Origin of the sequence: Streptomyces sp. NPDC002133 (assembly GCF_040296405.1) — a bacterium.
In the GTDB taxonomy this organism is placed as follows: Bacteria; Actinomycetota; Actinomycetes; order Streptomycetales; family Streptomycetaceae; genus Streptomyces.
Genome location: NZ_JBEOXF010000085.1, coordinates 1 through 14,797 on the forward strand (window position 1 = coordinate 1; position 14,797 = coordinate 14,797).

12 protein-coding genes, 1 tRNA gene and 1 pseudogene are annotated in these 14,797 nt (G+C 69.4%); 2 read left to right on the plus strand and 12 right to left on the minus strand.

Annotation, left to right across the window (positions count from 1 at the left end; genetic code table 11):
• Positions 1-191 precede the first annotated feature (191 nt).
• The 4 genes from ABT078_RS39240 to ABT078_RS39255 form a co-directional block, all read right to left on the minus strand.
• Positions 192-833, minus strand: coding sequence for an IclR family transcriptional regulator (locus tag ABT078_RS39240; RefSeq protein WP_351236669.1), 642 nt, complete (start codon positions 831-833; stop codon positions 192-194).
• Between the two features lie 427 nt (positions 834-1,260).
• Entirely contained in the window at positions 1,261-3,045 is a 1,785-nt protein-coding gene (locus tag ABT078_RS39245) for a DEAD/DEAH box helicase (protein ID WP_351236671.1), read from the minus strand.
• 119 nt (positions 3,046-3,164) lie between these two features.
• Positions 3,165-3,314, minus strand: coding sequence for a hypothetical protein (locus tag ABT078_RS39250; protein ID WP_351236673.1), 150 nt, complete (start codon positions 3,312-3,314; stop codon positions 3,165-3,167).
• Positions 3,315-3,424: 110 nt separating this feature from the next.
• Complete coding sequence (locus tag ABT078_RS39255) at positions 3,425-4,927, minus strand: MFS transporter (protein ID WP_351236675.1); 1,503 nt, start codon at positions 4,925-4,927, stop codon at positions 3,425-3,427.
• A gap of 182 nt (positions 4,928-5,109) precedes the next feature.
• On the opposite strand from ABT078_RS39255, the gene ABT078_RS39260 reads away from it, so the two are divergent.
• A tRNA-Cys gene (locus ABT078_RS39260) sits at positions 5,110-5,181 on the plus strand.
• Between the two features lie 88 nt (positions 5,182-5,269).
• On the opposite strand, the pseudogene ABT078_RS39265 reads toward ABT078_RS39260, so the two are convergent.
• From ABT078_RS39265 to ABT078_RS39285, 5 genes and pseudogenes are all read right to left on the minus strand, one after another.
• Positions 5,270-6,121: pseudogene (locus ABT078_RS39265) on the minus strand (tyrosine-type recombinase/integrase); the annotation flags it as partial.
• A gap of 126 nt (positions 6,122-6,247) precedes the next feature.
• On the minus strand, positions 6,248-6,742 hold the full coding sequence (locus tag ABT078_RS39270) for a cupin domain-containing protein (RefSeq protein WP_351236677.1): 495 nt from the start codon (positions 6,740-6,742) through the stop codon (positions 6,248-6,250).
• Between the two features lie 49 nt (positions 6,743-6,791).
• Positions 6,792-7,196, minus strand: a complete 405-nt coding sequence (locus tag ABT078_RS39275) for a RidA family protein (protein WP_351236679.1) — start codon at positions 7,194-7,196, stop codon at positions 6,792-6,794.
• 778 nt (positions 7,197-7,974) lie between these two features.
• Positions 7,975-8,301: a carboxymuconolactone decarboxylase family protein gene (locus tag ABT078_RS39280; RefSeq protein ID WP_351236681.1), complete on the minus strand. Its 327-nt coding sequence runs from the start codon at positions 8,299-8,301 to the stop codon at positions 7,975-7,977.
• 568 nt (positions 8,302-8,869) lie between these two features.
• The gene (locus tag ABT078_RS39285) at positions 8,870-10,213 is read right to left on the minus strand and encodes a cation:proton antiporter (protein WP_351236684.1); all 1,344 of its coding nucleotides are present in this window, start codon (positions 10,211-10,213) and stop codon (positions 8,870-8,872) included.
• 313 nt (positions 10,214-10,526) lie between these two features.
• Here ABT078_RS39285 and ABT078_RS39290 point away from each other — a divergent pair, with 313 nt between their 5' ends.
• Positions 10,527-10,823: a hypothetical protein gene (locus ABT078_RS39290; RefSeq protein WP_351236686.1), complete on the plus strand. Its 297-nt coding sequence runs from the start codon at positions 10,527-10,529 to the stop codon at positions 10,821-10,823.
• Between the two features lie 438 nt (positions 10,824-11,261).
• Here ABT078_RS39290 and ABT078_RS39295 read toward each other — a convergent pair whose 3' ends face one another.
• From ABT078_RS39295 to ABT078_RS39305, 3 genes are read right to left on the minus strand one after another with little or no spacing between them, the layout of a single operon-like run.
• Entirely contained in the window at positions 11,262-11,954 is a 693-nt protein-coding gene (locus ABT078_RS39295) for a hypothetical protein (protein ID WP_351236688.1), read from the minus strand.
• 13 nt (positions 11,955-11,967) lie between these two features.
• On the minus strand, positions 11,968-14,331 hold the full coding sequence (locus tag ABT078_RS39300) for a hypothetical protein (RefSeq protein ID WP_351236690.1): 2,364 nt from the start codon (positions 14,329-14,331) through the stop codon (positions 11,968-11,970).
• 17 nt (positions 14,332-14,348) lie between these two features.
• On the minus strand, positions 14,349-14,774 hold the full coding sequence (locus tag ABT078_RS39305) for a hypothetical protein (protein WP_351236692.1): 426 nt from the start codon (positions 14,772-14,774) through the stop codon (positions 14,349-14,351).
• Between the last annotated feature and the right edge of the window lie 23 nt (positions 14,775-14,797).

Below are 14,797 nucleotides of genomic sequence, written 5' to 3' on the forward strand. Positions count from 1 at the left end.
CTGCGCCTGACCGTGCTGGTCACCCACTCGGGCATCGACAACGAGAAGATCGAGCCCGTTGACTCCACCATCGCCGCGGAGAGTCTGCGCATCGCCGCGGGCCGGCCCGCCCCAGCCCAGCGCCGCCCACTTCGCGCGCCGCCGCCGCGGCCCCGCCAAGGGCCTCCGGCCCAGCCCATCGCCGCCGCGGCTCAGCGCAGCGCGTCCGCCACCTCGCGAGCGGCGTCCACCACACGAGGGCCGACCCGTTCGGGTACGGAGTCGGCGAGCATGACGACTCCCACGCTGCCCTCTATGCCCGTCACACCGATCAGCGGTGCGGCGGCGCCGCTCGCGCCTGCTTCGAGTTCGCCGTGGGTGAGCGTGTACATGGGCTCGGTGAGGCCGCCCTGGCGCGCGGCGAGGATGGCCCTGCCGGCGGCGCCGCGGTCCAGGGGGTGCCGGAAGCCGGCCCGGTACGCCACGTGGTAGTCCGTCCAGGTCGGCTCGACGACCGCGACCGCGAGCGCCTCCGCCCCATCGACCAGGGTGAGATGGGCGGTGGCCCCGATGTCCTCGGCGAGCGAGCGCAGCGCGGGCAGCGCCGCCTCCCGTACCAGCGGGTGCACCTGACGGCCCAGACGCAGCACGCCGAGCCCCACCCGGGCGCGGCCGCCGAGGTCACGGCGTACCAGGGCGTGCTGTTCAAGGGTGGCGAGCAGCCGGTAGACGACGGTCCTGTTGACGCCGAGCCGGTGGGACAGCTCGGTGACGGTCAGGCCGTGGTCGGTGTCGGCGAGCAGCTTGAGGACGCGCAGTCCTCGGTCGAGCGTCTGGGAGGTTTCCGCGGTCACGACGCCCTCTCCTTCGGAGTCAGCAACGGCGGCGCTCTCACGTGCTTGCCGGCGGCACCGGTCCCATGGAGCGACGGCACGTACGGAGAGGCCGCCGGAGGCCCTGGCACACCGGCTGCGCTCCGCGGCGGCGCTGCCACGGGGCGTTGTCAATGCGGGGAATGTAGCGATCGGCTCCGCTCAGCGGAAGACCTCGTCCAGAATCCGGGCGCCGGGGCCGCGTTCACACCCCCCAGGGCGACCCAGATGCGGATGACCCGGGCGTTCGCCCGACAGCGGCTCCGAGGCTGCGGGGCTCCGAGGCTGCGGGGCTTCGGGCATTTCAGGCACGGAGGAAAACGGACACACACGCCGGGTCTCCCCGGGTCTCAGGAGACCGCGCGACCTCGGCAACGGACCGCGCGACCTCGGCAGCGGACCGCGGACCTCAGCGCATCCGCGTCGCCCACTCCTGCACCTTCTTGATCCGCTCCCGGATCTGACCCGCCGTCGCCTCCGCGCTCGGCGGCCCCCCGCACACCCGCCGCAGCTCGGTGTGGATGACCCCGTGCGGCTTGCCGCTCTGGTGGACGTACGCGCCGACCATCGTGTTCAGCTGCTTCCGCAGCTCCAGCAGCTCCTTGTGGGAGACCACCGGTCGCCGCTCCGCAGGCAGCTCCAGCAGATCCGCCTCCGTGTCCGGCTTCTTCCGGCTGTGCGCGATCTGCCGTGCCTGCCGCTTCTGGAGCAGCAGCTGCACCTGGTCCGGCTCGAGGAGACCCGGGATGCCGAGGTAGTCCTGCTCCTCCTCGCTCCCCGGATGGGCCTGCATGCCGAACTCGGCGCCGTTGTACATCACCCGGTCGAAGACCGCGTCGGACTCCAGCGCCTCGAAGGGCAGCATGTCCTGTTCGCCGGTGTCCTCGTCCTGCTCCTTGTTGGCCTCGTCCATCTCCTTCTCGGACTCGGCGTACGGGTCCTCCTCCCCGTCCTTCTTCGGCCGGTCGAGCACGTGGTCGCGTTCGACCTCCATCTCGTTGGCGAAGCCGAGCAGCATGGGGATGGTGGGCAGGAAGACGGACGCGGTCTCACCGCGCCGCCGGGACCGTACGAAACGGCCGACGGCCTGCGCGAAGAAGAGGGGCGTCGAGATCGTCGTCGCGTACACCCCCACCGCGAGCCGGGGCACGTCGACGCCTTCGGACACCATCCGGACGGCGACCATCCACCGGTCGTGGCCATCGCTGAACTCGTCGATCCGCTTCGACGCGCCCGCGTCGTCGGAGAGCACGACGGTCGCCTTCGTGCCGGTGATCTCGCGGATGAGCTTGGCGTAGGCGCGCGCCGAGTCCTGGTCGGACGCGATGACGAGGCCGCCCGCGTCGGGGATCGACTTCCGCACCTCGGTCAGCCGCTGGTCTGCTGCGCGCAGGACGTTCGGCATCCACTCTCCGCGCGGGTCCAGGGCCGTGCGCCAGGCCTGCGAGATGGCGTCCTTGGTCATCGGCTCGCCGAGCCGCGCGGCGATCTCGTCGCCGGCCTTGGTGCGCCAGCGCATGTTGCCGCTGTAGCTCATGAAGATGACCGGCCGGACGACGTTGTCGGCGAGCGCGTTGCCGTAGCCGTAGGTGTAGTCGGCGGCCGAGCGCCGGATCCCGTCGTTGCCTTCCTCGTACGCGACGAAGGGGATGGGATTCGTGTCCGACCGGAAGGGCGTACCGGTGAGCGCGAGCCGCCGCGTCGCCGGCTCGAACGCCTCGAGACACGCCTCGCCCCACGACTTGGAGTCACCGGCGTGGTGGATCTCGTCGAGGATGACGAGGGTCTTGCGCTGCTCGCTGCGGTTGCGGTGCAGCATCGGGCGCACGCCGACGCCGGCGTACGTCACGGCGACGCCGTCGTACTCCTTGCTCAGCGGCCCGGCGCTGTACTCCGGGTCGAGCTTGATCCCTATCCGTGCGGCCGCGGCCGCCCACTGCTTCTTCAGGTGCTCGGTCGGCGCGACGACGGTGATCTGCTGCACGACGTGGTGGTGCAGCAGCCAGGACGCGAGGGTCAGCGCGAAGGTCGTCTTACCGGCGCCGGGGGTCGCCACCGCGAGGAAGTCGCGGGGTTGCTCCTCGATGTACTTGTCCATCGCGCGCTGCTGCCAGGCACGCAGCTTTCCGGCCGTGCCCCAGGGGGCGCGGCCGGGGAAGGCGGGTGAGAGGTGGTGGGAGGCGGTAGTAGTCACGGTCTCCGGTTCGGGGCTCTACGCGGCGGGGCGGTCGTACGACAACCGGGCCACCCTATCGGTGGCCCGGCGCCGAACCCGGCCGAACGAGGCCGTGACGCCCGCAGGTGCGGCAAGCGTCACAGGGAGCGCAGGGCGTCTGCGATCGCGCCGATGCCGCCGTTCGCTTCCCCGGCGGCCCCGTTCCCGGCGATGCCGCCGATCCCGGCGGTCCTGTCCGCCCCACCCCTCGCGAGCTGGGCGAGGGCACGCCGGTCGCCGGCGGGCATCTCGCTGGTCGCCAGGCGCGCCGAGGGCGGCCCACTCGGTGTCGGACAGACTGATGATCACCTGGTGCATGTGCGGAGCGTAGAGACACCCATCGGGGCCGCGCGGGGGATTACGTGCCGGGGTCGGCAGGCGCCCGCAGGCGCGTCGCCACCCAGGCCCCCACCAGAGCCACGGCCGCCATCGGCAGGAAGACGACGGCGAAGGCGACCGGGTGGGAGCCCCCGCCGGCACCGGCAGCCGCCGCTGCGTGGCTCCCCACCGCGCCGCCGCCGAGGGCCGCGAACGCCGCGCCGCCCACCGCCAGCAGCAGGACGTTGGACAGCGCGTCGGAGATCTGGAGGGCGGCGGAGTTCGCACCGGCTTCCTTCGGCGCCGAGAGCTGGAGCAGCAGCACGCTCGACGAGGCGATCACCAGGCCCATCCCGAAGCAGCCCCAGGCCCAGGCCAGGCCCACGATCCACACCGGCACGGACGGGATCAGCACGCTCGGCGCGGCCGCGATCGCCGTGGCGACGAGGACCATGCCGCCGACCATGAGCCGTTCGCGGTACGGCTCGACGCGCGGCCGGGACTGCACGTACGACCCGAGCGCCCAGGTCGCCCCGCCCACGGCGAGCGACAGCCCCGCGAGCGTCGGCGACAACCCGCGCTGGGTGACCAGCATCAGCGGTACGAAGGACTCCGCGGCGATGAAGGACCCCGCGGCGACGCCCCGCAGCAGCACGACGGACGGCAGCCCGCGCACGGCACGGTACGTTCCGCGCGGCAGCAGCCCGAGCACGGCCGGCACGAGCAGCGCCGCACCCGCCGCGGCCGGCAGCAGCGACAGCCACCTCAGGTCCTGGCCGGCGTACTGCAGCAGCCCGGCCCCCAGCGAGATCGCGAGCGCGGACCGGGTGCGACGCACGTCGAAGCGCGGGAGGGGCGCGGTCGGGTCGACGGGCCCGGAGGCCATGCGCCGGATCGCGGGCAGCGCGAGCGCGAGCGGTACGACGACGAGGACCGGGATGCCCACGAACACCCACCGCCAGCCCAGCTGTTCGGTGACGGTCCCCGACACGAGCGGCCCGATCACGGACGGGACCACCCAGCTCGCTGCGAACGCGGCCATGATCGGCGGCCGGAGCCGTTCCGGGTAGGCGCGCCCGACGACCACGTACAAGGCGACGATCACCAGCCCGCCGCCCAGGCCCTGCACGGCCCGGCCGCCGACGAACTGCCACATCGTCGACGCCGTCCCGGCGAGCAGCAGCCCGGCGGCGAACGACGCGATCCCGGCGGTCAGTGCCCCGAGCGGCCCCCGGCGGTCGGCCCACTGCCCGGCCACCACCATCCCGAAGAGGCTCGTCGTGAAGTACGCGGAGAACGCGAACGCGTACAGCTCCACCCCGCGCAGCTCACGCGCGGCCACCGGCATCGCCGTCCCGACGGCGGTCGCCTCGAACGCGATCAGCAGGACGACCGAGACGATCCCGAGGCTGAGGGCACGGTGCTCGCGACCCAGGATGCCGCCGACGGCCGCGCCGGTTCTTGTGCCGTGATCGGTGTCGGCGTGGGTGCCGGCGTCGGCGCCCGCGCCGGCGCCCGCGCCGTGCTGTTCGAGGGCGGTCATGAGCCCCAGAGTAAGTGGCAAGCGCGCCGTACGCCCCTGTCGGGAGTCGGGGACCGTCCTCATCCCTTGGCCCTACGACCATGAACCCGTGTGAACGCCGCATGGCAGTCGCATTGCAGCCCTCGCGACGTCCTTGAGCCCGGCCGTGACACGCCCCTACGGTCGTTGTGCACAACACACACGACCGTGTGCCCGAGTGGTTGAGGGACTCGCCTGCAAAGCGGGTTACGCCGGTTCGAATCCGGTCACGGTCTCCGGCAGCGGATGGCGCTGAGCTGCCCGAAGACTGAGGGCGGTCCCGACCGGGACCGCCCTCAGTGATCTTTCGTCTCAGTTGCTGTCTCAGTTGTCAGGCGCAAGGGCTCCGGCGAGCCCGTCGCCCTCCCCCTCCGCTGCCGGTTCCCAGATGAGTCCGTCGACCTTGGCCGCGATATTGGTGCGGACTCCGTCGACCATGTGCTGGTAGCGCGCGGCCATGGAGCTTGACGACCACCCCATGAGGCCCATGACGGCCCGTTCAGGGACTCCGAGGATCAGCAGCACCGTTGCGGCGGTGTGTCGGGCGTCGTGCAGCCGACCGTCCCTCACCTTCGCCGCTCGAAGTAACTCTTTCCACTCGCTCCAGTCCTTGCGGTGAGAGGCACTCCGCCCGACCTCGTCCGCAAAGACCCAGTCGTCGCCGACCCAGCGGTCCCCTGCCGCCTCTCGCTCGCGGCCTTGCTGCGCCTTGTGCTCGCGCAAAAGGTCCACAAGCTGTGGAGGCAGGCCCACGGCCCGTCGACCGGCGCGCGACTTCGTGTGCGCGGTGACAGGGTTGGTCCGCTCTTTCTGTGGGCAGTAGCCAGCCGCCCTACGGCCGCATGTGCCACCGCAGCCGTGGGCGTACTGCGGGCGCCGGCGGCTCCGGCGGACGGCGAGGATGCCACGCTCCAGGTCGACATCGCCCCACTTGAGTCCGAGCGTCTCGCCCTGCCGGAGTCCGAGGGCGAGCGCGACGGCCCAACGGGCCGAGTTCCGCCTCTCGCTTGCGGTTCGCAGGATCCGGCGAACCTCCTCCACCGAGTAGGGCTCGATCTCTTCCTCATCCACGCGGGGAGCCTTCGCGAGCCGCACGGGGTTCTGCCCGAGGTGGCCGCGCTTGACCGCTTCATTCAGTGCCGTCCGGAAGGTCCGGTGCACCTGGTGAGCTGTAGATCACCAGGCTCATCAATGCCGGTCGCATCCCGGTGCTCCACATGGGTCAGGTCGCCGGAGCCGCCGCAGTCACAGCGTTCCCGCCTGGCATACCGGTTTCCCCGGGACTGGCCCGGGAGGTCCTCGTCAGCGGCGCGCGGACCATGCCTCGCTGTTCAGGAAGTGGTTGTCGTAGAGGTCCTGGACCTCCAGGAGACTTTCCCGGCCGACCTCGCCCAGGCGGATGCGCTGGATGTGGCGGAAGTACTCAAAGCGCTCGACGCCCGGGGTGATCACGACGAGGATGTCGGCGCCGGCGCCGGGGGTGGCAGCGAAGGCGTGCGGCTTGCCCGGCGGGACTATGAGGAGATCGCCGCGTTCCGCGGCGACGATGTCGTCGCCGGAGAGGATCTCGGCGGCACCATCCAGCATGAAGAACATCTCCGCGGAGTGCCGGTGCAGATGCGGTGGGGCGCCGTCGGTGCCCGCCGCCAGGGTGACCCGCACAGTGGACAGCGCCCCACCAGACGCGCTGCTGTCAGCCAGCAGCGTGAAGACACCGTTGGGATCATCATCGATCGTCTCGGCCTCCGCCCCACGGACGATCACGGACGAGTCGAACTTCGGCACGAACAGTGACATTTCCAAACCTCCTTGTGACCGTCACGAACAGGTTTGGGGGCGCGCTCCGTCAGTGCGTCACGTCAAGGCGGACGACCGCGCCGATCTCGACGAGCTGGTCGGGCAGCGCGAGGTCGGCCACGCCCATGACGGTGCTGGTGGGCCGGTGGTCGCCGCAGTACGCGGCGTGCAGCCTGGCGAGGGTGTCGAAATTCTCCCGCAGGTCCATGGCCAGGACGGTGGTCTCGACGATCTGGTTGCGGGTGGCGCCGAAGTGCTCCAGCACCCGGTCGAGGTTTTCGAAAGTCGTCCTCACCTGGAGCTCGAAGTCTCCCACCCCGACGAAGGTCCCGGCGCTGTCGTGCGACACCTGCCCGGAGACATAGAGCGTGTCGCCGACTTGAACGGCCTGGCTGTACCCGTAATGGGCTTCCCACGGCATACCGAAGCCGAGTTCCCTGGACCGAACAGTCACGATTCTCTCCCGAATAATCGACCGAACCAATTCCGGGCTCGTACAACTTGCTTCGCAGCGGAGACGGCGTTCGCCCGCATCAGTGACACGCCGTACGACGTGTTGCTCGTACAGATAGCGCCCCAGACCAGGGTGTCTCCTGCCGGCAACCTCCGCATCCGGGGCCGCGGCGGTCAGGACCAGGAAGGGCGTGCCGCAAGGCAGCAGCCTCACCGTGGAAGACCCGGAAAGCTGAGAAGGGGCAACGTTCAAAGGAGCCCGCCCCTGGTAATCGACGCCTTCACCGCCGCCGTCCCAGACCAGTCGACAGCCGGCCCGGGGCAGTCAAGACCTATGTCACCACAGCCTGTCCTGCTGCGGGTGCGGCCCAGGGTGCGCAAGAGCCCCTCGTTGGCGTCCGCGTCGATCGCTGCGGGGTCAGCGATGCCACCGGCCCGGGAAGGGCCTGAACCACCGCTGCCTAGGTAGGTCTCGCCCGTCTCAGTTTCCGTCTCGTTCACCGCCGTACGCGACCCTCCAGAGCCGTTCACCCCGCCCCTGGGGGCACAGCTTCCGTACGGATCTGAACGCCCGCGACCACGCCCGGATGACTCCATGACCAGCGCGGACAAACCTGCAAAGCGGGTTACGCCGGTTCGAATCCGGTCACGGTCCCTGCTCAACAGGTCCGACCAGGGCCTGGGCCCTGGTCGGACCGGCTGTCCCTCACCCAGCGCAACGGGATGACGGAGCGCGGGATCGAGGGGACCTCCACGTCCTGCTCAGCCGTCGGCCGCGCTCAGCCCTGGGCCTCTGTCTCGGCGTCGGCGACAGCGATGGCGATGCCCAGTGCCTTGGCGATGTTGCCGGCTGCCGTCATCACGCGGGCCGTGCCCACGATGGGGGCGATGGCGACCAGAACGTCCTGCAGCTGGTCGGAGGTCAGACCGGCCTTGAGGGCGGGGTCGATGTGGGCGAGGTAGGAAATCGGCGGAGCGTCCGAGGCGGCGAGGGCCGCGATGCGGGTGAGCAGGAGCATGTCCGGGGCCAGCCCGCACCGCTCGACGGAGTCGACCGTCATCGCGGCGAGGGTGTCCAGGACAGGGGTTTCGGATGCTGTGGCCATGTCGGAAGTCTCCTCGTGGTGTTGCGATGCGGGTCGAGGGGCCGGCGTGCAAGGCCCCGCATCGGTGCAGCGCCTACCGCTCGACCGTAAGTCCCTTCCGCGTGGATCGCCTGTCGAGCGGGTCCGCCGAGGAGGGCGGGCAGCCCGGCGGCAACTGGCCGGAGTCTGCGTAGCCCATGGGGCAGGTCGGCGCCGGTCGCGACGAGCAGCCTGCGGACCACTGACACACCGGCGCCTGTCCGCCGGGCGGACCGAACAGAACGGCCAGGCGACCGGACAGAACCGCCGACGGACCGGCCGGAACCGTCCACGGACCAGGCGGAACCGCCAGCGGACCGGGCGGAGCCACCCACGGACCAGGCGGAACCGCCAGCGGACCGGCCAGAGCCACCCACGGACCGGACAGAACCGCCAGCGGACCGGCCAGAGCCACCCACGGACCAGGCGGAACCGCCGACGGACCGGCCAGAGCCACCCACGGACCGGACAGAACCGCCGGCGGACCGGGCGGAGCCACCCACGGACCAGGCGGAGCCGAGGCCGCTGCCACCGCCACCGCCACCGGCGGCTACCGCAGGCGCCGGTGGCCGGGCTGCCGGTGCTCGGCGGCCTCCGGCACGCCGGTTGCCTCGCGCAGGTCTGGTGTTGCGGCCGTCGCGGCCTCGTACCACCCGCCGTAGCGGTTGGCGAGGACGGCGGCCGACATGCCATGCACCAGAATGCTGAGGCCGACGGTGACCGACATGGCCGTGCCCAGCAGGTCGATCCCGGGAACGGACTCCTCCACCGCGAGGAGTCCGAACGTGATGGAGGCCAGGCCACGGGGCCCGAACCAGCCGATGTAGGCCACGGTGGGCAGGCGGAATCCGCTCCCGGCCAGCGAGATGGCCACCGGCACCATCCTCACCACCGTCAGGCTGAGCACGGCGTACGTGACGATCCGCCAGTCGAGCTGCTCCAGTGCCGGGCCGAGCAGCACCGCGCCGAAGATGAGAAAGCTCAGCGTCGCCAGCAGCCCGCCCACGTAGTCGGCCAGGTCGGCAGTAGTCCGCTCGTCCGTCCGCTCGTCCGTCCGCTCGTCCGTCCGCTTCCCGCTTACGGTGACCGGTTCCTGCCTCCGTAGCGCGACGCCGAAGGCGAACCCCGCCACCCACGCGGAGATGAACCCACTTCCGTCCGTGGCGACCGCCAGGTTGTACGAGCCGAGGGCCACAGCGAGCACATAGACCTCGCGCCATTCGCGCGTCACCCAGCCTCTCGCACGCGACCGGAGCAGCAGCCATGCGCCGACCCATCCGACCGCGAGGCCCAGCGCCGTGCTGAGTGCCAGCGCCCGCCAGAAGACTCCGTCCACTCCCTCCTCCGCCGTCGCCGTGCCGGGAAGCGCCGCGAGGAAGAGGAGGAAGAACGGCAGCGCCAAACCGTCGTTCAGGCCACTTTCGACGTTGATTCCCCGGCGTACGAGAGCCGGGACGCGTGGGCTGGAGACGGCGGTCTTGCCGAGCGCCGCGTCGGTGGGAGCGAGGATCGCGCCGAGCAACGCGAACTCCCACATCGTCAGTCCCGGCAGCAGGGGCCAGGCCAGCAACCAGCCCACCCCGATGCTCAGCGGCAGGCCGATGGCCAGCAGACGCAGGGGCAGGAAGCCACCGGTGCGCAGGTCCTGGCGACGCACCGTCATCGCATTGGTGAAGAGCACCAGGGCCAGAGCCGCCTCCACCAGCGTCAGCACCGGCCCGGCGTCGTGGCGCAGGTCGAGAACGTCCAGCCCCACCGGACCGATGAGCACTCCAAGGCCGCTGAACACCATCGGCGCCGACACGGCGGTTGAGGCCAGCCGCCGCGAGAACAGCGCATAGCCGGCGGTAACGGCCGCAACCGCCACGCCGGTCCAGGCGCTGCCACCACTCATGGCGCTCCAGTCATGACACTCCGGTCATCCGCCCGGTCTGGTCCGCCCTCATCGGCCCCCATGGACCACGGGTCGAAAACGCTGCTGTGCAGGGCGACAAGGCCGGGAATCGGCCGTGCAGGCGCTCATTCTCGCCCTGCACCGGGACTCGGGAGCGGCACCGACACGGCGCGCACCGCGACTCGGCCCGGTGTGCCGAGCGTGGTCAGCGCTGCCGTCGCCGTCCCTCCTCCCTCAAGGGCTACAGCGCGGCGACGCCCCGGCGGCATCAGTAGGCTGCTCTGCGCTCAATACGATCAAGAGGTATTCGCACATGGAACGGCCGCGTCAGGACTCCGGCCGGCGCATCGGCCCGTACGCGCTGATCACCCGTCTCGCCCTTCCCGGCTCGCCCGTCCCCCACCGCCGCCTCATCGCACGCGGCACCGGCGGCGACCGCACCGTGCACGAGGAGGCCTTCGGTCACGCCCTCGCGCACCACGGATACACCGACTGCATGAGCGACTACGAGACCGAGGTTCTCATGCCCGAACAAGTCGTTCGGCGTGCTCGGCCTCGTCTTCCCGAACAGGGTCGGCCCACGCACTGCGCAACTGCCAACGAGTCGTGACGTCGTCCGGTCCAACGAAGTCGAGCCGGGACAGGGCACCCTCGATCCGACGACGGACTTCGGCCTCGGACGCGGAATCGGTGGCGAAGAGCACCCGTAGCCGCACCTCCCCGCCGGAACGTTCCGTGGCGGTGTGATGCGGCGCCAGCGGGCATGGCGGCTCGTGTTCCCAGTGCCCGCACAGGGCGACCGTGATGGCTGCGCCCAGTGCTCGCACATCGCCGTCCGCATCCATGATGACGACAGCTTCGTGGGCGAACGCCTGGCGCATGGGCTCAGTATCACCGGGTTCGGCCGCGCCTCTGGCTCTGGCTCTGGCTCTGGCTCTGGCTCTGGCTCTGGCTCTGGCTCTGGCTCTGCGGAGCTTGCAGAGGAACGCTTCACCAGTTTGGTGTCGTCCTGTTCGTGCAGGTCACCGAACCGGCTCCGGCCAGGCCGTCATCCCGAGTGCTTCAACACCGGCTTCGCCTTGAGCCCCGCGTCCGCCTCGCAACCAAGCTCGCGGGCGACGGCGCGCGACGTGGAGTGCAACAACGTGGCATTGGCGTCCCGTAGTTTGCCTTCGTCGCCCTTCGGGGCCCGCCGATTCTCGACCTCGCCGAGAACGTACGCCGGGTCCTGGTCGGACCCCGGAAGCTTGGCGCTCTTGCAGGAGAACCACACGTACGCACGTTCGGTACCCATCGAGGCCCGGACTCCCATCTCGTACCGCTCCAGAGATTTGGCAATGTCGCCGTCGTCCTTTGCCTGCGCGGCATCCGAGAGCTGGAAGCGGATCCGGACATCGCCCGGGCCGTTCCCGTAGTTCTCCTCGGTCGAGACCGAACAGAGGGGGTGAGTGTCCCGGGAGAGCGGCGGTGAACTCAACGGTGACCAGCCGGCGATCAGGGCATCGGCCGTCGTCCGCGCATTCTCGTCGTCGTCCGTCGGATGCAGTTCGGCCGTGCCGGTCAGCAGAGCCAGTGCCTGATGTGCCGCCTCGTCGACCGCGCCGCCACAGAGCTTCCGCCCTTCGGCGGAGCTCGTCGCGCGCGGCGCAGCGCTCTCTCCTGAGTCTCCGCCGCATGCTGCGGTGGCCCAGACCAGGCTGGTGACCATCGCGGCGAGCACCGCATTATGACGCCTCTTCACTCGATCCACCCACTCAGCCGGTCTCGGGGTCCTGCCCCTGCTGGTCTTCCTTGGAATTTCCGTTGATGTAGCCGAGGTTGGCCGACTCCTTCAGATCCTGCCCGAATTCACTGTCGGGCTTGACCCGGTGGCGCTCCATGAAGTCGTCCATTGCAGCCTTGGAGTTGTCCTCGCCAGCGGTGTAGATATTCGTCCGCTGTTCCCGGATCTGCTCTTCGGTGTTTTCCTTGTGCTCTTCCTGCTTGGCATCCGACCAGTCTCCGATGAACTGCCCGGAGAGCTGCTCCAGCGCACCACTGCCCGTGTCCACGGCAAGTGGCACGAGGATGGCGGCCGCTCCCGCGGCGGCAGCCGTAGCGGGCAGGAAGGCCACCCCGGCGCCGATCGCGGCGGCCGCGCCGAACTCCATCCAGCCCGCCCGCTTCTCCAGGGCTTTGTTGTACTCCTCGTCCTTCTTGAGATTCTCCGCGGTGACCTGGTCAGCACGGGACTGGTCGAGGATGCCCTGCACCTCGGCACCCGTGTAGACGGCCGACCGGGCATGTCCGGTGTCGATCTTCCCGTTCGCGTCGACGGCATGGGCGTCAAGCATGCCATTGGTGTAGATGCGCTCGGCAGTCGCGATCGTCGCGTACGAATCCGGGTGCTGTCCCAGCGTGCTCAGGAAGTTCAGCGCGCCACTGCGCCCGAATTCGGCGTGGTTCCTCGGGTCGCGCGCGTGCGGGTACTTCTCGGAGTTCGCATTCTCCGGCGCGTACATGCTGTCGGTCCTGTTCTCATTGAGCGCCCAGTTGATGTCGTCGATGTAGCCGGCGCCCATGTTGCCGAGACTGTCGGCCATCGTCTCCTGCTTCTTGAGCAGGCCGGGGTCCTGGCCGTACTTCTCGACGACCTTCTCCATGATCTCCACCGTGGTCTCGTCCTTGACGAGTTTCGGACTCGGATCGTCCCAGGCGTGGCCGAGTGTCGCCGCTTCGAGCGCGTGGCCAAGGGCATCGGGCATGTAGGCCGTGGACTTCTCGGCGTCGTCCGGGTGATGGCCGTCGATATCGGGGAAGAACTCGTACTCCTCGTTGCCGAAGAAGTCGAGGTAGTTGCTGATCCCGTTGCCGTCCTTGTCCTTGCCCAGGTCCGGCGACCCACCCTTGACCGTGCCGTCCTCGTTGTACGCGGTCGGCTCCGCGGAAAAGAACTGCTTCGCAGCCTCCGGGCTGTGGCCGAGCGCCTCCAGCATCGACACCATCGGGTCGTAGCCGGCCCCGTTCACGCCGGAGGGGTTGAAGGGGTTCTTCTGCCACCCGCCGATCGCCTTGTTGTCGGCGAACATGTACGGATCCTTGGCGTGCAGCTGGGCCACATGCTCCGCGATCGGCGTAAGGAACTTCGGGTCATAGTTGCCGTTGCGCATGATGCCGCCGAGCAACTGGTATCCGAACGGCCCGTTGTAGTCGTGCTTGGCCAGCGGGATGCGCTCGGTGCCGAGCTTGCGCATCTCCGTCGACCAGTTCTCGGTCCACTTGTCGCCGCCCTGCGTGGCCGATGCGAGGTTTAGACCGAGGTTCCTCTGCAGCTCCTTGACGTCCTTGAGGCGCTGCTCATCCAGCTCCGAGTAGTCGTACGTGTCCGTGGACAACTGGCCGAAGAACTCCAGCGACCCCTTCGGTCCGAGGCCGTCGTAGAAGGTCCGCGAGAACTCCTTCGATGTGCTGTTGTCCTTCAGCAGCTCGTTGAGCCGCACCAACTCCTCGTGCGTGAGGTCGCGGCCCTTCTTGGCCAGGTCGATGGCGCGCTGGGCCTCCTCGGCGTCCAGGCTGTTGTACTTCGGCGCGCTGAAGTTGTGCTTGTCGCCGGTGATGTTGGCCCTGAGCGCGTTTGCGCAGGCAACATCGGCGTCGTCACAGGTCTCGACGATGGCGTCGATCCGCTTCTGCATCGCCTCGATGTCGGCCCGCTGCATGCGCAGCAGCTCCGGGTAGTCCGGATCGTGACGGGCACCGTTGTCCTTTTCCAGCGGGTACGCAGCCTCTACCTTGCCGCTGGAGCCGACGACGAGGCGCGCGGCCGGAGCGTCGGTGTCGACGATCTTCTTGAGGTCGTCCTTGGCCTTCTTGAAGGCGATGTACCCGTCCTCGAGGATCTTGCGGATACCTTCGGCGGCCTTTGCGGCGTCGTCGAACTCCTTCGCGGTCTTGTCCACGAACGGCTTCGTGACCTCGGCGTTCACTCCTCGCCAGTAGTCGTCCATGGCTTTCGCCGCCATGGTCGTACGGGCATCCTCGGCAAGCGTGTCGAGCAGGCCCTTCATCTTCGACCAGTCGTCCGCCGCGGCCTTCATCTTGTCCAGCGGGGCTTGATACACGTTGTCAAAAGTCAGCACAGCTGTGTCACCCCGCCCTACTTGAAGTACTCGTTGATCTTCGACGCGGACAGCGCCGCCTTGATCTCTTCCTCTTCCCTGGCGTGCGAGGCAGCGCTGTAGTCCAGGTGGTTGGAGATGTTCGCGCAGGCGTCGAGAAGCGTGCTCAGCTGTGATTTCCAGGTCTCGTTGACGGTCGCCATCGCGGATCCGGTCCGGAACCCGTTCACCGTCATCATCGTCGCGGCGTCCGAGGTGCCGGCCTGGGCGTGATTCCCGTCCTTCGCCAGCCTGCCGTGGAGCGCGTAGGCGGCGTTGCCGATCGCACCGAGCTTGTCCTGGTTGACGCCGAGGTCGGCGGTGCTGCTGCCACCACCCGGTTCGGGTGCGACCTGATTGAGGCGCATGCTGACGCCCGCGGTGGCGCTGCTGCGGGCCGATGCCCACTCCTCGTCGAACGACATGCTTCCCCCTCGGTCGCAACCAT